Source organism: Leptospira selangorensis (assembly GCF_004769405.1).
Taxonomy (GTDB): Bacteria; Spirochaetota; Leptospiria; order Leptospirales; family Leptospiraceae; genus Leptospira_B; species Leptospira_B selangorensis.
Window position 1 is genome coordinate 245231 of sequence record NZ_RQES01000019.1, and the last position, 18615, is coordinate 263845.

The following is an 18615-nucleotide window of genomic DNA, read 5'->3' on the forward strand; positions in this document are numbered from 1 at the left end:
AAATCACGACCGGCCGATACCAGAAATAGAGGTATCGTATGGCTAAAAGTTCCGCCCTTTCCACACAGCTTTCCTTAGAAGAGTCCGCTTGGGAACTCTTTGAAACGGGAGCGTACGAGGAAGTATCCAAACTAGCGGAGAAGAATCCGAAAAACGTGTTCTTAAATCATTTAAGAGCGGTTTGCGAATTCGAAACGGAAACGAATACTGCCAATAATTTTCCTTTAGAAGGAAAAACGGTCCTTACACCTTTGCTGGGTGCTTATTTGCATAAAGCTAAAGGAAATGCAAAAGAGGCCGCAGTATTATTTCACGAATACTTCAAGGCATCTTCCAGCCTAGTATCTTATTCTATTTTAACCACCGGGATCAAAGCATGTGAAGAAGTGGGAGCCCACAAAGCATGTGCGGATCTGATCCAAAGGTATAAGGCTCTTTGGACTGACGGATATTTTTCCAAACTGGAATTTTTCTCCTTATATCATTTAAGGAAATTTGAAGAAGCTCTTAAAGTATTCAAAGAAAATTCGGAAAGCCTAAAGGAAGACAGAGATGTTCTGGCCGCTTTAGGATTATGTTTTGTTCATATTGGAAAATTCGAAGAAGCTTGCAATATCCTGGAAAAACTTCCTGGTGCAGGCGAGATCCCTTCTTTCGAAGATAAGGTGACTGAGTATTCAGACAGGATCAAAAACATCCCTAAATACGAAGCGAGAAAAAAAGAACTTTCTAGAACCGAACTTTTAGACTTGGGGTATGCTTATTTATTCTCCGAGTCTTATAAAAAAGCGGAAGAAGTTTTTACTTCTTTGGTGTCCCTAGAATCACGATAACCCTTCCTTTTAAAAGAGCCTCCCTGGATTTTGGGGAGGCCAAGACCTTCTCCGCATCCTCATTGGAGATCACAAGATCAGCTCCCAATTTCCCGGAAACACCTAACGCAGTAGTCAAAAGAGGTTTATAACCGGCGACTTCTTCCTTCATTGCGTCCTGCACTTTAGAAAAATAACGAATATATCCGTAATTCACTATGGAACTTTTTTTAACGAATAATGGAGAATAGATCCCGATCCCATCCTCGTCTCTGATCTCTGAAAATAAAGCAGGCACAACATCCAAATGTCTTGCATCTACGATCAATCCTGTATAGGAATCCGCGGGATTATGAATTGGATGAGCTTCGGGAAAATTTTCGGAGGAATAGGGCAGGGTAATATGGGATAGAATTCCCTTTTTTCCTTTTAAAGAAAGAACACCGGTTGCTATTAAATGATTTCCTTTAAATTGGTTATGGATCTCGATTGGTTCCTTTTCATAGATCTCTTGAAAAATTTCCCGAAAGGATTCGTCCTGGGCTATTTTTTCCCTAAGAAGAAGATTGGAATCTAATTTTAGATTTTCCATACTTCTATATAAGTATTTCTTAATCTCTTCTTTAGCGGTCTCTTTTGCGATATTTCTGGCTTCCGTGATATTTTTTGCCGTCCCGATCTTATTATAATCAGGATCATCCGGATGAAATGCAATTTTAGGAAGTTTGACCTCTACGGTTTTAATGATCTCACCGGTTCTCCAGTTCACGATCGTTTCCGTTTTGTCCTTGGATTCCCAAGCAAAAAGTGAAATTCCAGAGATTAAAAAGAGTGCCAGGCTCTTAAGTTTCATACCGCTTCTCCGGAAGAATAATTGGGAAGTTTAGAATATTCTAATTTTAGTTGGTTCCATTCGGAGATCCGTTTCGCGGGTGGAAGTGAATTGATCAGATCAGTACCATAAGACTTGGTCCAGATACGAGAATCCAAAAGACTTACAATCCCTGTATCTTTTTCGGAACGGATCAATCTTCCGAAACCTTGTTTAAGCACAGTGGTTGCATAGGGAAGTTGTAGATCCTTGAAAGGATTTCCACCTCTCTCTTTTAATTTCTCGCTTCTTGCTTCCAGAACGGGATCATTCGGAGGTTGGAAAGGAAGTTTAGTCAGGATCACCGATCTGAGTTTATCACCTCTGATATCCACACCCTGCCAGAAAGAAGATACTCCGAAAAGAACAGCATCTTTCTCTGCTAAAAATCGATTCTTAGCGGCCTCTGGTCCCATCTCCAATTGAGAGATCACCGGTAGATCGGTAAGAGGGCGGATCGTTTCTATAATTTCATTCAATGATTTATTAGAAGTAAATAAAACGAATGCTCCACCTTTAGTCAGCTCTATCAGTTTTAAAATGTAACGAGAAAGGTCCGCAGCATTTCTTTCTGCTGATTCAGTTGCGTCCTTAATATCTTTAGGTAAAAACAAAAGTGCATTTTTCTCATAAGGGAAAGGAGAAGCCACAAGTTTAGAACGGGAAGGTAATCTTCCGATCCGATCCGCAAAATAACTTAGATCACCCTTATTGGTGGAAAGTGTAGCGGAAGTGAATACCATACTTTCCGTTCGGGGTTCTAAAACTTCTCGGAGTATTGTTTCTGACTTTAAAGGTTGGGTTAGGAGTTTCGGGAACATCTCCTTTGTTTTAGTATTAGGAGGATCCGCCCAATATACTCTTTCTCCCTCATCCATCGTACGGAAAAGATGTAAACCTTCTGCGATCTGTCCGATACGACCTGAAGACATTTCTATCTCCATCGCGATCTCTTTTTCTTCTATCTCGTCGCTGTCTTTAGAATACTTTTTTAATTCTATGAGCAGAGCTTCTTGCAAGGAATCTAATGCTGCTTCTAATTCTCCTCCATCCATTTTTAACGGTCTACGGATCCTTTGAGATCCATAGAAGTTGAGTGGAAGTTCTCCCACTACCTTATTGAAACAAAGGAAAAGTTTTTCTCCCGCAAGATTTGTTAGATCATTGATTTTAGGAGAATTCAGTCTTGCTCCTAATCCGGATTTTTTAGATGAATTCCATACACCTTGCAAAAGTTTTTGGATCTCTAAAGAGGATAATTCGATTCTGAATGCATTTCCTAAAACTTCAGGAAAATTATGAGCCTCATCTACTACGATCTTTTTGAAATCAGGAAGAATATTAAAATCGGATGCTATATGTGCCGCGAGTAAAGAATGGTTTACGATCAGTAGATTTGATTTTTGCCATTTAGCTCTTTCTAAAAAATAAAAAGAATGGGAGAAGTTAGGGCAACTTCTTCCTAAACAAGAATCAGCTTCTCTTGTTACCTTGGACCAAAAATCAGGGGAGGCATATCCATCATATTCTTGCCTTCTTCCTGATTCGGATTGGTTTACCCAGTCCTTAAAGGAATTCAAATGTTCCATCATCTCAGGACCGAAGGTTCCTTGGGTAAGAACATTTCCTAATTTTCTTTTACAAACATAATTAGAAGCGCCCATCGCGATTTCCGCTTTTACTTCTTGTCCCAAAATTTGAGAAACAAGAGGGATATCCTTTCGGATAAGCTGGTCTTGTAGAGCCTTAGTTTCTGTGGAGATAACTACAATCTCTTCTCCTTCGAGTGCGCTGATTGCTGCCGGGATTAGATAGGCCAATGATTTTCCAACACCGGTTCCCGCTTCTACGATCAAGTGTTCCGAACTGGCAAATGCTTGTTCTACACTATTTGCCATTTGGATCTGGCCCGCTCTGGATTCGAAATCGGGCCAGAGTTTGGAAAGTTTTTTGAATTGTTCTTCTACTCTACTCAAAGCGACTCACGCTTCCCTGGTTCGGAAAAGTTTGATTACACAATATAAGGATAGAAGGGTTACTAAACCGAGAGAAACCCACATGATGAGTGCTCCATCCAATGTTAATTCTGGAGAAACGGATCCGAATGCCGCCTTGACAGAGCCGGTTTCTTTGTATGGGAAAATATTCATAAAGAATGCCAAGATCAGTATAAAACTTCCCAAAAAGATTGGTAGCACTTTGTTCGTGGATTTATTCTTAGATTCTTCCTTACCTTTTAAGCTAAGATGTACGAGTAGATAGACGAATCCGAAAACTGCGATAATTGCCAGAAATACGTAACGAGAGATCAATGCCTGGAATTTTGCTTCTTCTGCGCTTGTTCCGACTGGAGCGTTTACAATCATCCAATCCACATCCATCTTATTCATATAAGATCCCAGATTTTGGTAGAGGAACATTCCGAATACGATCAACAAGAATGCCGGTGTCACATATTGGATTACCCACCAGAAAAACTTAGGTAGGTGAGCCTGTGCGCCTTTATGACCTTCTTCTAAACCTTTTTTAGCTCCGATCACCCAACCGAAAATTACGATCTGTAAAGTGGCCAAGATATAAATAAGAACTGTTCCGACCCAGAAATCCGCTTGGTCTAACGCATTGAAATTTTTATTAAAATATAAGATCGGGAAAGAAAGTCCGAATGTGAAAATAAAAAGTATAAAACTGGAAGTCCTTCTTCTGATATGGAAAGCTTCTTCCAAAAATACGATCACAGGTTGTAACATAGTTACGGAGGAGGTAAGTGCCGCTAAGAATAGAACGAAATACCAGATCGCTCCGAAAAAAGATCCGCCTGGCATTAACGCGAATACGGAAGGAAGTGCGATAAATCCCATCCCGAATGTTCCAAAAGAAGTAGCGGATACACCTAAAAATAAAAATGCTACAGGGATAGTGATCATTCCACCGAATGCAACTTCTACAAACTCGTTGAGAGAAGCGGCAGATACGGAAGATAAGATCACATCATTCTCTTTTTTGAGATAACTGGAAAATACCAAAGCGATCCCGAAACCGGCAGACAAAGTAAAAAATATCTGGCCTGCAGCAGAGATCCAAACTTTCGCTTCACCCAATGCGGACCAATTTGGGTTCCACATTTGTGCGAGACCTAATTCTATATTATCTAAGGTTAATACTCGGACGAGAACGATGACGGAACAGATGAGCATTGAAGGAACAGCGATCTTGGCGAATACTTCCAGTCCTTTTGCGATCCCTCTATATACTAATATAAAATTCATTAGAAAGCAGGCGAGTGTGGCGTAAAAAATTTTACCCTGCACAGCGCTTCCATTTTCCTTTGCTCCCACCAATGTATGGAAATGGTTGGAAGAATTTTGGATGAGAGAATTCAGATCCCCATTTCCTGAATTCAAACTGATACTTCCGGTCACAAAATCGAAAGCATAGGCAAGACACCAAGCTTCTACAAAAACATAATAGACATATATCAATAAAGGAATGGTAACTCCGATCGTTCCAAGCAGTCTAAGAGGAACACCGGAAAGATAGGCACGGAACAAATTCGGAAAACTATGCCCTTGTTCACCACCCATTCTTCCCATTACCCACTCGGTGATACAGACTGGAATTCCAACCAGGATAAAACTGATGATATAGGGGAGAAGGAAAGCTCCTCCTCCATTCTGTACTGCCTGTCCCGGAAATCGGAGGAAGTTTCCGAGTCCGATCGCTCCAGAGGCAACGGTTAATATGAGTCCAGTACGGGATTTCCAACTTTCCTTGGGCGGTTCTTTAGACATGTGATGAACTTAATCCCAGTAAAATAGTCCTCCTTGTCAAAACGAATTCGGATTTAGGAATGGAAAAAAACGGGACATAATGGGCTTAAAACCGTATCTGACTTTATGGCAGAAAAAATTGGAAAAAATGCAATAGCTCCAGTCTAAGTAATAACTCGAATATAGAATGGATTCGTACATAAATGAAACTAGATAAGATCACATTAAAATTGAATGAAGCGCTTTCCGGTGCTCAAAGCTCTTATGATAAGAACCCAGAGATACAAGAGGAACATATCATTGCTCAGATCCTAAGCCAAGGAGATGGGTTTGCACCTCCTTTGTTTTCCAAGCTGGGTTTGAATCTGTCCGAGTTTCGACGCAAGACAGAAGAAGCGATCAACAAACTTCCAAAGGTAGAAGGTCCTTCCGAGAAGGGATTCTCACGGGCATCTATCTCACTCTTACAATCTTCCGACAAAGTTCGGGCAGAGCTGAAGGATGAATATCTATCTACGGACCATGTTCTCTTGGCATTTTTGAAGAATGGAACTTCTTCACTTCGCCAAGAATTCATTCAATTGGGAATCGATTATCCTAAATTATTAAAAGCAGTAATAGAACTCAGAAAAGGACAACCTATCATGGATGATACACCTGAAAACAAAGCGGATGCCTTGAAAAAATATGCAAAAAATCTAAATGAGCTGGCGAAACTCGGCAAATTAGATCCGGTCATTGGAAGGGACGAGGAGATCAGAAGGACCATCCAAGTGCTTTCTCGCAGGACCAAAAATAATCCGGTCTTAATCGGTGAACCTGGAGTCGGTAAAACAGCAATCGTAGAAGGACTCGCCGGTAAGATCATACAAGGAGAAGTTCCGGAAGGAATTAAGACCAAGACTATCTATGCTTTGGATCTAGGAGCGATGATCGCAGGAGCAAAGTATAGAGGGGAATTTGAAGAAAGGTTAAAGGCCACTCTAGACGAAGTAAAACATAGCGACGGGAATATCATACTATTCATAGATGAGATCCATACACTCGTGGGGGCAGGCGCGCAAGAAGGAGCAATGGATGCTTCTAATATGCTGAAACCGATGCTTGCACGTGGAGAACTTCGTTGTATAGGTGCAACTACCTTAAAGGAATACCAGAAGTATATCGAAAAGGATGCGGCCTTAGAAAGAAGGTTCCAACCGGTTTATGTAAAAGAACCAAGTGTGGAAGAAACAGTTACAATTCTTCGCGGTTTAAAAGATAGATACGAACTTCATCATGGAATTAAAATATTGGATTCCGCGATCGTAGCTGCAGCCAGTTTATCAAATCGTTATATTGCGGATCGTTTCCTTCCGGACAAGGCAGTTGATCTGATAGACGAAGCAAGTTCCAAGATGAGGATAGAAATGGATTCTATGCCGGAAGAATTGGACAAGCTAAGTAAAAAGATCCAGTCTTTGAAGATCGAAAAAGAAGCCCTCAAAAGAGAAACGGATCCTGCTTCTAAACAAAGAGTGGAGAATATAGCAAAAGAACTTTCAGAACAGGAAGAACTTTTTAGAAATCTAAAAGCACGTTGGGATCTTGAAAAATCTAAAATTTCCAAAATTAAGGAAATCAAGGAAGAAACGGATAAATACAAGGTTTTAGAAGCCGAGGCGGAGAGAAGGGGAGAGATCAATAGGGTCGCGGAAATACGTTATGGAAAACTAATAGAACTTTCCAAAGAAATGGAAAAGGCGAACGCGGAACTAAAAAAGATCTCAGGCTCGGGAAGACTTCTAAAAGAAGAAGTAGATGAGGAAGATATCGCAAATATAGTCTCTCGCTGGACCGGAATTCCAGTATCTAAGATGCTCCAAGGAGAGAAGGCGAAACTTCTTAAAATGGAAGATTCACTGAAGATCAAGGTAATCGGCCAGGATCATGCTTTGGAATTATTATCCGAAGCGATCCGTAGATCCAGAGCAGGGATTGCAGATCCGAATCGTCCTATTGGTACATTCTTATTCTTGGGACCTACAGGTGTGGGTAAAACGGAAACTGCAAAGGCTTTGTCCGAATTTTTATTCGATGATGTGAATGCGATGCTTCGTATAGATATGAGCGAATATATGGAAGCTCATTCCGTATCCAGACTGATCGGTGCTCCTCCAGGTTATATTGGACATGATGAAGGTGGACAATTGACAGAAGCAGTAAGACGCAGACCATATTCTGTGCTCTTATTCGATGAGGTAGAGAAGGCTCATCCGGAAGTATTCAATATTTTCTTACAGATACTGGACGAGGGTAGGTTGACCGACTCCAAAGGAAGGAATGTGGACTTTAAGAATACTGTCATCATTCTTACTTCCAATATCGGCTCTGATGTTTTAGGTTCTACGGAATATTCGGAAGAGGAAAAAGAAAGAATGGTGGAACAAAGGTTGAAAAAACATTTCAAACCCGAGTTCTTAAATCGTTTGGACGAAGTGATCCTATTCAAATCCGTTGATGAGGCAATGATCGCTAAGATCGCAGAACTTCAATTGCAGATCATGGCTAAGAAGGCGGCAGAGAATGGACTTACAGTTAGCTTTACTCCTGCATTAAAAAAACATATAGTGCAGGCCGGTTTTGATCCTGAATACGGAGCAAGACCTTTAAAGAGACTAGTCCAACGAGAAATTGGGAACGCTCTTAGTAGTTTTATACTGAAGGGTGAATTTAAGGAAGGGCAGAGTATCGTTCTGGATTATTCCGGCGGAACCGTACTCGTCAAGTAACCTCCAATAAAAAACCCCGGGTTTTATAAACCTGGGGTTTTACTAAGGTACAGCACATAGTAAGGGAAAAAGAATGTGCAGTATTGCTTACGGGAGTTTTACCTCCCGTGTTCGATTTAGAATTCTACTTTATGTAGAAATAATTCCTCTTTTTTCATTTTTAAAACTTTAGAAGCCATGCTCTTGAAATCTTCAGGCGGCTCTAATAGTCCTAACTCCACTTTGGAAAGGAAAGGAGTTGAGACCTTTAATTTTTTAGCCATATCATATTGTTTGATTCCCAATTCTCTGCGTTTTGCCCAGAGTTTATTGGTAAGTCCTTGGCTGAATTCAGGATAAACTTCTTCTACCGGACTTTCGTTAAATAACTTATCTAATGTCGTTTTCAAATATTTAGCGCAAGCCTGTCTGAATTTTTCAGTAGGAGCTTGGCTTCCGGTTTCAATTTTGGAAAGGTAGCTAGGGGATACACCCAGAGCCCTTGCCATATCATATTGCTTGATTCCCCGTTTTTTACGGAGCATATAGATGTGGTTGTTCATTCTTTTCCCCTTTTTAACCGTTTTAAAACGACCTTACTTTGCCTCAAGAATAAATTTCCATCATGCTCAACAGGCACTTAAGTATAGAAATTTTTTCCAAAGTCGGCTAATACTAAGAGAGATAAGAATAAGAATCAAGCATTTGCAATCTTATTCTATAAAAAAAGGCGTTAGACTTTATCAAGAATTGTAGAACACGGTCAGTAGCCCGAAGTATAAAGGTCAATAACCTCTTCGGACTACTGGTTTAAGGGATATCTAAGCTATCGTAAACTATACGCTATACGATCAGATCTTACCTTCTTTTAATCTGCTAGAGTCCAGAATGAATTGGTAATCTGTTTTAAGCTTTTGGGTAAGCTCTCTAACGAAATTTTGTTTCTTAGCACGGATCAAATCTTCTTTGATTCTCTCTCTAACTTCACCATAAGGCATAGGAGTTCTGTCTTGAGGATTGTTCGGATTTGATTTAGCATAAGAGAACATTTTGGCAGCTTCGTACTGCTCTCTCATTTCTGCTTCTGAAACAGTTACATCGCTTGGAAGTTCTCTCTTGAATACCAATGGTTGTACAATGTATAGTTTCATTACATTGAACATATCTTGGAAATCTTTAGATTCTAAAGCGTCTTTTAATTCAGTAGAATGATCCGCTATTTTATACCAAATATATTGTTGTCTGAAAAATTGGAGCACATTCGCTTTATCATCTAGTTTAGAAGAATCAAGGCCGCTTTGTTTTGCCAATTGTTCCAACTCGTTCAAAACATCTTTGAACTTAACGGTTTCGCCTGTTTTGGTATTAGTTAATAGGACAGATTCATGATTGAAAGTATTCAGATTGTCTTGGGTGATATTAGCCTTTTCGAAACCAGCATTCTTTACTAATTGTTCTTCTTGCTCGCTAACTGCGCTGAACAAGAATCTTTTTTTCATGAAGTCTTCGTAACGAGGGGCGATATCATCTACTTTCAGGTCTAGATAATTACGTTTTACTTCTGCTTTGATCTGGTCCGAAATTCCAGGAGTCTCAATGTATTTTTTAGCGAGACTTTTTAGTTTTCCGAATTCTTTTGAGAAAAATTTTCCTACTCTCGAAGCGTAAATTGTCTCTACTCTTTCTACTCTTAAGATCAGGAATTTTTTCCTTCTAGGAGCTTTCGGATCAGATCCTGGAGGAAGTTGGTCATCGATCTCTTTTAAGACCCATTTCCCTTCGTTCTCGGCAGCTTCTTGGTAAAAAGCAAGGTTAGGATCATTTCCACAATTTAAACATTGTGGCTCTAATAATCCACCCACTGCTTTGTATGCAGGTTGATCAGTATGATCTTGCACATATTGGATGATTTCTTTTTTAGAGGAAAGTTTTTGGATCCCTTCAAAAATACTTTGGGCTCTTTGTCTTGTGACTTCTTCGTCTTTAGGATCGAAAGAAAAAACTGCGATTACTCGAACAAAAGCGAATTTTAATTTACCAACTTGCTCCAACTTCTCCGCTAAATTTCTTTGGAGGAAAGAAGCAGCCATTTGTGGTTTGGAGTATTTTAAGAAAACTGATAGTTCATCTTCGGATACAAGTTTCTTTTCTGTATTGTACAAAGAGATCAATTTGAAAAGACCTAAAGTTTCCAGAAGTTGAGTTTGTTCTTCTTTGGTTGGATGATTCGGCTCCGGTTTGCGTCCGCCTGTATTTAGTTGGTAGAAGTTCCTGAGTTCTTTTCTGGTAACTGTTCCTCCTTTGAAAGAGGCTAATACATCCGAGTCCGAATTACACTGAAAGAGTAATGCCGCCAGGAAGGAGAGTACGATTATTTTTTTGTTCATGTTGTTTTATATAACCTGTTCTTTTCGGATCTCGAAAAAACTAGTATTTATGAATGGTCTTTCGGGCAGGTTGCTGCTTCTTACCTTGGATTTCAACGGATATTTCGCGAGTTAGGCGTTTTTCGTTGTCTTGGTAAAGTCCTTCGGCTGCCCTAGCGCCTGAAGGATTGCCGGAAGAATTCCAATCGGATGGAGTTTCCTTTGTCTTCATGGAAAGCATCTCTTGTTTTTGAGTGGAGAGCTTATCCATCTCCGCTCCAATAGATACTTTTAAAGATTCGGAATAATCCCGGTCTGCTGCAATTCTATCCTTGATCTTGCCTAGTTCGGTCAGGTCCCTATCTATTTCTTCTGTTTTGCGTAAAAGATGTGCCACTTTAATTTTCATGGAATGAGACCTGAAACTTTAAACTTCAGTTCCTGAGTCTAGGCCCCAGGCTGCTTCTTGCAAGTAGGAAAAAAAGAGTCCGCAGGTGAGGATCATCAACTCCTCTCCCGGTTTGGATAGGCATATAAGAAAGAAGAAGGTAGAAAATAAGAGACCGCTAATAAGATCTTTTTTTCCCTTCCAAATTACCCAAAACATTCCTAAAAATAAGAGTACTGATTTAAATAGGGAAGGTTCTAAACCGGGATGAGCCGGCTCATATAAGAGCCAAACTCCCGAAAGTAAAACACAAAGTCCTAAAATAATAATACGAACCTGTTTCGGAATGGATAAAATTAGAAATAAGGAAAGTGCAGGGATCAGAAATGGAGAAAGTTCCCTTCTGGAAAAAGAAAGGATACAAGAACCTGCCAATATTAGGACACCTAAAGTCTCCCTAAACGCTGGCGAACGGCTTCCTAAAAAAGAAAATCCACCCGAAGAGATCATACCTGCAAGACTCAAACAAACTAAATCTAAAATGGATTCCGCAGCAGTTCCGTCCCAAAAGGAAACTGCACATATAGAAGCCGGAAATATTAAAAAATTGAGATTGGGTCTAAGCGTTTTAGAAGAATGGAATTGGGAAAATGCGATGGTAAGACAAAGCACCAAGGAACCTGAAAATGGAAATCCATAGGTTTTGAAAAATAGATAAGCTGAGGTGAAGAATAGAAAAACCATTTGTATCTATTATGAAATTCCGGTATCTTGACGAATCGAACCGTTATGATCCTGAACGAGATTATCATCTCAACGGAAAAGATAGACAGCGTTCAAGTTCTGAAATTGCAGGGTTCTATCAACTCCTTTACGGAGAAAAAATTTAAGGATGTGCTTTCCTTGGCAGTCCGCCAGGGACCGGTCATCATGGATATGGAAGACGTACATTTGGTATCCTCCACCGGGGTCCAGGCCTTAAAAGAAGTGAGCCAATCCAGTTTTTCCAGTAAGAACAAACTCGTCCTTGTAAATATCTCCAAAGCCGTGATCAATGTTTTTAAAATGGCTGGCCTAAGTGGATTTTTCCTAATCGCAAACGACGAAGAAGCCGCCTTAAAGATGGCCTCTAAACGTTGATATTCTCGGATCTAAGATGGACAATCTCGGAAATAGAAAATGAAATCTGAAAAAACTTCTTCCTTTAATTATTTTAGAAAGGCCTGGCATTTACTCGGGCTGATCATTCCCGCCTTCTATTATTTCGATGTATTCCATGGGCAATTTTTGTTAGTGTATGCTACCCGCGCTATTCTTACAATTTTACTCATTCTATGTCTTGTACTTTTGGTCTTATTAGAGTGGGCAAGGTTCCATATTCCAGTCGTTCAAACGGTATTCGTAAAGTTAGCCGGTCCTTTATTAAAAGAAGAGGAGAAGTCCAGGATCAACGGCACATTCCCTTATTTTCTTTCCATTACATTCGTGGTCTTTTTCTTCCCTCCTGATATAGCGATTCTTTCTTTATTGTTCTTGGTGATAGGGGATCCAATGGCTGCCTGGGTCGGAACTCATTTCGGAAAGAACAGATTTTCTAATGGTAAATCAAAAGAAGGGATTTTGGCATTCATTCTATCTTCTACAATTGTAGGACTTTGGTTTATTTATGTGGTTCAGTCGGGTTCGAGAGAGCTAGGAATTTATCAATTTTCCTCCGGAGAATTTTGGCAGAATATTATCTTAGTTCTGCCTGCAGTGATCGCAGCCGCCGTTACTGAACTTTATAGTGGAACTTACTGGAATGGGATTGTGGATGATAATCTTTTGATCCCGGTCGTATCCGCGATCATCTTGGGATTTTTTGCGTATTTTACGTTGGATCTGAGTATAGGTCAGATCTTTTTAAATCCAGCCCAAATTTTCGAAACATATTAGAAAAATCGAATTATCTTTTTGCGGAAAAACTTTAAGGAGTTTTTTCCGCAGGAAGAACATGATATACAAAATCAATTTTGGTCTTTGTATTACCTTTGATCCCTTTTGCAGACCAAGTAAATTCTAAATCTGTAGGAAAAATGGAAGTTTCGTAAGGATATTGACCTAAACGATTTTCTTTTTTTTGTTTTTCCTTCACCATAGAACCTAGGTAATTAAAAGAACCGATCCAATCTTCTCCAATTTCGAAACCTTCCATTTTACCTTTTACACCTGCAAATTCATACATTGCAAAGTAGGTCTCTTGGATCTGTTTTCTTTCTTCAGGACTCATCCTACGATTCATTCTGAGGACGAAACCTGGAGTTTCACGAGCGTGGAAATAAAGATAGTTCCCTAATTCTTCCCATGTATTCGGCTTTTTCGCATTCGGTATATCCACAGAATATTTTTTATTCAATGGAGAAGGTTCTCTGCAAACTCCGTCTCTAGTAAAATAGTCGCAAAGTTCCACGTTGCTTACGGAAAGAACACTTGGTTCGCAGGCTGCGAATACAAGCAGGGATAATGATGTGAGTTTAACGTTTTTCCAAAGAGCTAACATAAGATTCTCGTAAATTAGTAAAAAAGTATAAAACTTCGGGATGTTTAAAAAATTCCCAGGCGGAACCTTGAGGGATCCATTTTTGTCCCTGGTACGTATAAATGATCTCCGCAAATACTCCATGGAACATATAGATCCTATGTAGATCTTCTTCCAAAGAGGCTAAAACCAGATTATAAGGAGTAAGGTAACCTGGAAATATTCTGATAGATTCATCTGATTTATGCAAATGAGTTTGGAATTTGGTACATTCTTTTTGGAGACTAGGAAGTTCTTCTCTGGAAATCCTTCTTTTTAAAGAAAGTACACGAGTAAATCGTCCGATGGGGGAATCCAGAAAATTCTCAAATTGGTGAGTCCATTTGGGAAGCGGTTTTGATTCGTATAAGGTTTGAGAAAACGAATCTTCCGCTTTTTCTTTCAAACGATAATAAGCCTCTTCATTTTCGTAGGAAACCACTAGAAAGAAAGAAGCTGGAAGAGGTTTTTTGGGTTTGGAAGAAGTCTGTTTGGGATTCACTTGTTTGGCTTGTTTTAAGCAGCAGATTATAATTTGGAATCGAAATAATCCAGCAGAATTTTAGTAAGCCAGCGACCATCCGGAAGATCAGGATTTGAATCAGTTACAAATCCGACATGGCCCCCTTGTTTGGTCAGGATCGTTTTTAAGTTCGGAAGTTTGGACCAGTTAATAGAATTCCATTCGAATAAAGGAACTACCGGATCGTCCTCCGCATGGATCAGAATTCCTGGATGAGTGATGGATTGTATGTAATTGATGCAAGAGTTCTTCTTATAATATTCCATAGCACTCGGATATCCGAAAGAAGGAGCAGTGATCATATCATCAAAGTCGAAAAATGTTTTTACCTTCTTGGAATTTTCTAACTGCAGCGGAGTCAGTTCCAAGATACCTTCTTTGATCTTCTTCTTAAAACTACTTATGAAATGATTCCTATAAAATCTTCCGGAAAGTGAATCTATAAAATCGCAATTTTTGGCAAGATCCAGAGGAGGGGAAACTGCAGAGAATGCGAGTGACTTATGGTTTCTGGATTCCCCGAAAAATTTTAGGACGAGGTTTGCGGAGAGAGAAAATCCGGATACATAGATCTTCTTACTCAAATACTCATAGATATAATCCAGAACATCTTGTAAATCTTCAGACTGGCCTGCGTAATATGATTTTCTAGCAAATCCTCTTCCTCTTCCGCAGTTGCGTAGATTCATACGGATGATCCCGTATCCTCTTTCCAAGGCGGAACTAGCGAGGGAAACTAAATAAGAACTTTCCGAGTCACCTTCCATTCCATGGATCATGAGTATATAAGTTCCGTTGGAAGGAATAGCGCTCTTACGATAAGAAGAAACTGGAGGGTTATGTTCTAACCAAAGTTTGTCTCCCGATTCTCCGCTTACAGTGAGAAGAATATCTTCGCAGTAATAAGAAGTCCTAAGTGGATTTTCAGGTGGGAAAAGAGTATTATAAATTGTTTGAGCGTGTTTGCCCGAAACAAATCTTTTAGGCCGAAAATGAGAGGCTTCCATAGATCAACGGATCTCGTTTTCTTTAAAAAACTCTTTCCACTCTTCTTCTTGTTCTTTTTTTAAAGGGAATTTTTTATCTAAGAACTTTCTAAATTTTTTTAGAAATGTTTTTCCCTTATCTCTGATCTTTGCATCATCCGGAAACATATCTTCTAGATAGAAATTCAAGAATTCATCCAGTTCGAAACCGCCCAGATCGGAGATTAAAATTTTTTCAGAAGTATGTTCGGGATTCTCGAATAATAACTCGGAGAATTCCAAAAATAGGGAAGGCATTTCTTTTTCGGAAGAGTGTGCTCCTTCCGGAATTGTTTCCAGAAAGGAGCGAACGGTTTCTTCTAAGGAAGAGGGACCAGACAAATGAATGGCCTTAGTTGGAAGGTTTAGGGAAGTCTATTGTGGTTGCGAGTGAATCTACGATACCGTATTTGATCGCTTCATCTGCATCCATATAATAATCTCTATCCGTATCTTCTTCCAATTTTTCAACAGGATGACCGCAAGCTTCTGCAAGAATTTGATTCAATCTTGCTCTGGTTTTTAGGATTTCTTCCGCATGGATTTGCAGATCAGTTGCGGGAGCTACGATCTGTCCACCGATACTCGGTTGGTGGATCATCACTTTACCGTTAGGCCAAATAGATCTTTTTCCTTTTACACCGGCTGCTAAAAGAACAGATCCCATAGAAGCAGCAAGTCCCATACATACAGTATGAACAGGAGAAGTGATCATCTTCATAGTGTCATAGATGGTAAGACCGGAAGTAACAACTCCACCCGGGCTATTGATATAGAATGTAATTTCTTTTCCTGGATCCGCCATTTCCAGATAGAGTAGTTTGCCTACGATGTCTTTTGCGGATTCGTCAGTAACCGCGCCCCATAAGAAAATTTTTCTATGGTCAATGAACTTTTTGGAAATTTTGCTACCGGCTAATTCTTCGATTACTTCGGTGATTTTTTCAGTCTCAGACATTCTGGCTCCCTTAAGCAGCGGTTCGTTCTTCCAGTTTCTTCCTCCGTAATTTCCTGAAAACTCCAATAAATACGAAAGCTACAAAGGAAACGTAAAAAAAGCGAAGTAACTGGATCGGAGGGACCGGCATATCACGGTCCGCTCTTAAAGCAATTAGACGGGAGGCAAGGACCGGACGATTCTCCGCTTTTGGTTCTGGCTCCCTAAATTTGATAATTTGTGCGTTTTCGGAGAGAAGATAATATTTTCTGGCTTCTTTCTCCAAGGCGAGCTTATCATCTCGTAGAAGTTTTTGCCTTTCTTCTAATTGTCTATTCTCATACTCCAGTCTTTCCACATCCAAACGAAGGCTGGAAAGACTGGTTTCTAGGGTAGACCTGACGACCAAACCTGACTCTCCTAGTACCGTGAAATAAAACATTCCGGAAAGGAAAAGCAGAAGTAAAAACAGTTTGTTCGCCAGATTTATGCCCATAGAAGTTCAGAGATTATAGAATGTATTTCTCCCTTTGTAAACCGCAGAAGAACCTAATTCTTCTTCGATCCTCAAAAGTTCGTTATATTTAGCGATCCTATCGGTCCTGGAAAGGGAACCAGTTTTGATCTGGCCCGCATTCGTACCTACCGCTATATGCGAAATAGTTACGTCCTCAGTTTCTCCGGATCTATGGCTGATCACATTCGTATATTTGGCTTTTTTAGCCATATCGATGGATGCCAATGTTTCGGATAAACTTCCGATTTGGTTCACCTTGATCAGGATGGAATTACCCACTTTTTGGGAAATTCCCTGAGAAAGTTTTTCTATATTGGTAACGAATAAATCATCACCTACGAGTTGGATCTTCTTACCCAATTTCTCGCTTAGAAGTTTCCAACCTTCCCAGTCGTTCTCATCCAGACCGTCTTCAATAGTAATGATCGGATACTTTGAGACTAGATTTGAATAGTATTCTACTAATTCTGCACTAGAGAACTCTTTATTTCCTTCTCCGCCCAGAACGTACTTTTTCTTGGTTTTGTCGAAAAACTCGGAAGAAGCAGCATCTAAACCTAATAATACGTCTTTTTCAGGCTTATAACCTGCTTTTTCGATGGCTTGCAGGATCACTTCTAATCCTTCCAAGTTGCTTGCTAGGTCCGGTGCAAATCCACCCTCATCTCCGACCGCAGTATTGAGTTTTTTGGATTTAAGAACTGATTTTAAACTATGGAAAACTTCTGCCCCAACTCTTAGAGCTTCACGGAAGCTATTCACTCCCACTGGAAGGATCATAAACTCTTGGAAGTCCACATTATTGTCTGCGTGAGCTCCACCGTTAATGATGTTCATCATCGGAACAGGAAGTTCTTTTGCGAAGTTTCCACCTATGTATCTGTAAAGTGGAAGTCTTGTATGAGAAGCGGCTGCTTTTGCTACTGCAAGGGAAGTTCCGAGAATTGCATTTGCACCTAATTTGGATTTGTTTTTGGTTCCGTCCTTATCCAACATTAGGGAATCGATTCTGTTTTGGTCTAAAGCGTCTTCTCCGATCAGAACGTCTTTGATCTTTACGTTTACGTTCTCGACTGCTTTCAGGACACCTTTTCCTAAATAACGGGATTTATCTCCGTCTCTTAATTCTACTGCTTCGTATTCTCCTGTGGAAGCTCCGGAAGGGACTGCAGCTCTACCGAATGAGCCGTCTTCCAGTTTAACATCTACTTCTACCGTAGGATTGCCTCTGGAATCCATGATTTCGCGGGCGCGGATCGCCGAAATTTTGGAGGATTGGGACATGTGATTCTTATAATACCTATCTCTTATAGATTTTTCCTGAAATCCTTTTGGTCCGGCGAAATAAATCAAGCGGGAAAAGGAGGAAAAAAGATTGCCTGGATCGGCTATAACGATAGAAATCCGTCGATGAAAACGACAGAAAAACATTCTATATTCTTTCATATCTCCTTCGCAATACTATGTATCATAGTTCTATTACTTCCGATCCCTGCTACAACGGGTTGGAGAATGTTTTTCCTGGTCTTAGCTTATAATATCTCTCTGCCAATCGTGGCCCAGGTTTGGGAGCATGATCGTTGGATGGATATTTTTCTTTTTGTTTTGCCTGTAAGTATCCTGCAAGTGGTCCCGGATTGGTTCTTATCCAAAGTGCTCGGGGTTTTGGTATTTCCGCCTGACGGATTTTATAAGTTAGGAACTGTTTCCGCTTACATGGCAGGGCTTTGGACCATTCCACTTTTTATTATAGTATATGTTTCCACTCGATTCGAAAAAAGATATCCGGAAGCAAATCCGATCAGCAAATATCTGTTAGCTGGAGGAAGTGCATTTGTGATCTTCTTTTTATCCGAAGAATTTATGAGACTGATCCCTGTTTGGTATGCACAGAATGTTTCTATGGTTGGACATACTGCGATCTATGTTTTATTCCCTGAATTTGTTTTAGGAATATTTGCTACATTCGCATATTTTCATACGGAGCATAAACCTTTTAGAACAAAATTACTTTGGGCAATTCCAACCATGTCCGTATACTTGGGAGCGCTTTCCTTCAGTTATTTATTTGTAGAAGGTGTCTGGAAAGTCTAAGAAAG

At 40.0% G+C, this 18615-nt stretch carries 19 protein-coding genes; 5 read left to right on the plus strand and 14 right to left on the minus strand.

The annotated features are described in order from the left end of the window. Positions 1-38: 38 nt before the first annotated feature. Complete coding sequence (locus tag EHO58_RS16205) at positions 39-833, plus strand: hypothetical protein (protein ID WP_100723341.1); 795 nt, start codon at positions 39-41, stop codon at positions 831-833. Here the strand turns inward: EHO58_RS16205 and EHO58_RS16210 are convergent. The 3 genes from EHO58_RS16210 to EHO58_RS16220 are packed head-to-tail and all read right to left on the minus strand — an operon-like array spanning position 802 to position 5474. Continuing rightward, a complete protein-coding gene (locus EHO58_RS16210) occupies positions 802-1665 on the minus strand; it encodes a hypothetical protein (protein ID WP_135680628.1) in 864 nt (287 codons plus the stop codon). The two genes, EHO58_RS16205 and EHO58_RS16210, sit on opposite strands and share 32 nt — an antisense overlap. Further along, positions 1662-3659, minus strand: a complete 1998-nt coding sequence (locus EHO58_RS16215) for an ATP-dependent DNA helicase (protein ID WP_135680629.1) — start codon at positions 3657-3659, stop codon at positions 1662-1664. Before EHO58_RS16215 ends, EHO58_RS16210 begins: the two co-directional genes overlap by 4 nt. Before the next feature lie 6 nt (positions 3660-3665). Next, on the minus strand, positions 3666-5474 hold the full coding sequence (locus tag EHO58_RS16220; protein WP_135680630.1) for a sodium-dependent transporter: 1809 nt from the start codon (positions 5472-5474) through the stop codon (positions 3666-3668). 182 nt (positions 5475-5656) lie between these two features. Between EHO58_RS16220 and clpB the strand changes: the two genes are divergently transcribed. Then, entirely contained in the window at positions 5657-8224 is a 2568-nt protein-coding gene (gene clpB, locus EHO58_RS16225; protein WP_135680631.1) for an ATP-dependent chaperone ClpB, read from the plus strand. Between the two features lie 116 nt (positions 8225-8340). On the opposite strand, the gene EHO58_RS16230 is transcribed toward clpB, so the two are convergent. The 4 genes from EHO58_RS16230 to EHO58_RS16245 all read right to left on the minus strand — a co-directional run bounded on the left by EHO58_RS16230 (position 8341) and on the right by EHO58_RS16245 (position 11701). Beyond that, on the minus strand, positions 8341-8748 hold the full coding sequence (locus EHO58_RS16230; protein ID WP_010515694.1) for a helix-turn-helix domain-containing protein: 408 nt from the start codon (positions 8746-8748) through the stop codon (positions 8341-8343). Between the two features lie 306 nt (positions 8749-9054). Next, complete coding sequence (locus EHO58_RS19590; protein ID WP_167483229.1) at positions 9055-10590, minus strand: LIC12015 family putative lipoprotein; 1536 nt, start codon at positions 10588-10590, stop codon at positions 9055-9057. Positions 10591-10630: 40 nt separating this feature from the next. Further along, positions 10631-10978, minus strand: a complete 348-nt coding sequence (locus EHO58_RS16240; RefSeq protein WP_135627061.1) for a hypothetical protein — start codon at positions 10976-10978, stop codon at positions 10631-10633. Between the two features lie 18 nt (positions 10979-10996). Beyond that, positions 10997-11701, minus strand: coding sequence for a hypothetical protein (locus tag EHO58_RS16245; RefSeq protein ID WP_135680632.1), 705 nt, complete (start codon positions 11699-11701; stop codon positions 10997-10999). 45 nt (positions 11702-11746) lie between these two features. Here EHO58_RS16245 and EHO58_RS16250 point away from each other — a divergent pair, with 45 nt between their 5' ends. Beyond that, positions 11747-12097, plus strand: coding sequence for an STAS domain-containing protein (locus tag EHO58_RS16250; RefSeq protein ID WP_008590048.1), 351 nt, complete (start codon positions 11747-11749; stop codon positions 12095-12097). A 39-nt stretch (positions 12098-12136) separates the two neighbouring features. Continuing rightward, a complete protein-coding gene (locus EHO58_RS16255) occupies positions 12137-12892 on the plus strand; it encodes a diacylglycerol/polyprenol kinase family protein (protein ID WP_135627059.1) in 756 nt (251 codons plus the stop codon). 31 nt (positions 12893-12923) lie between these two features. Here the strand turns inward: EHO58_RS16255 and lcpA are convergent, their stop codons facing one another. The 7 genes from lcpA to eno are packed head-to-tail and all read right to left on the minus strand — an operon-like array spanning position 12924 to position 17800. Then, entirely contained in the window at positions 12924-13496 is a 573-nt protein-coding gene (gene lcpA, locus EHO58_RS16260) for a complement regulator-acquiring protein LcpA (RefSeq protein WP_135627058.1), read from the minus strand. Then, positions 13471-14016, minus strand: coding sequence for a DUF4416 family protein (locus EHO58_RS16265; RefSeq protein ID WP_135627057.1), 546 nt, complete (start codon positions 14014-14016; stop codon positions 13471-13473). The genes lcpA and EHO58_RS16265 overlap by 26 nt, the downstream gene beginning before the upstream one ends. Positions 14017-14042: 26 nt before the next feature. Further along, positions 14043-15044 (minus strand): YheT family hydrolase, encoded by a 1002-nt coding sequence (locus tag EHO58_RS16270; RefSeq protein WP_135680633.1) that lies wholly within the window; start codon positions 15042-15044, stop codon positions 14043-14045. A 3-nt stretch (positions 15045-15047) separates the two neighbouring features. After that, positions 15048-15404 (minus strand): hypothetical protein, encoded by a 357-nt coding sequence (locus EHO58_RS16275; protein ID WP_135627055.1) that lies wholly within the window; start codon positions 15402-15404, stop codon positions 15048-15050. A gap of 10 nt (positions 15405-15414) precedes the next feature. Next, on the minus strand, positions 15415-16020 hold the full coding sequence (locus EHO58_RS16280; protein ID WP_100709990.1) for a ClpP family protease: 606 nt from the start codon (positions 16018-16020) through the stop codon (positions 15415-15417). A 10-nt stretch (positions 16021-16030) separates the two neighbouring features. Then, a complete protein-coding gene (locus tag EHO58_RS16285) occupies positions 16031-16495 on the minus strand; it encodes an FtsB family cell division protein (protein ID WP_208728836.1) in 465 nt (154 codons plus the stop codon). Positions 16496-16501: 6 nt separating this feature from the next. Continuing rightward, positions 16502-17800 (minus strand): phosphopyruvate hydratase, encoded by a 1299-nt coding sequence (gene eno / locus EHO58_RS16290; protein WP_086448946.1) that lies wholly within the window; start codon positions 17798-17800, stop codon positions 16502-16504. 126 nt (positions 17801-17926) lie between these two features. On the opposite strand from eno, the gene EHO58_RS16295 reads away from it, so the two are divergent. Beyond that, on the plus strand, positions 17927-18610 hold the full coding sequence (locus tag EHO58_RS16295; RefSeq protein WP_135627054.1) for a DUF6989 domain-containing protein: 684 nt from the start codon (positions 17927-17929) through the stop codon (positions 18608-18610). Positions 18611-18615 lie beyond the last annotated feature (5 nt).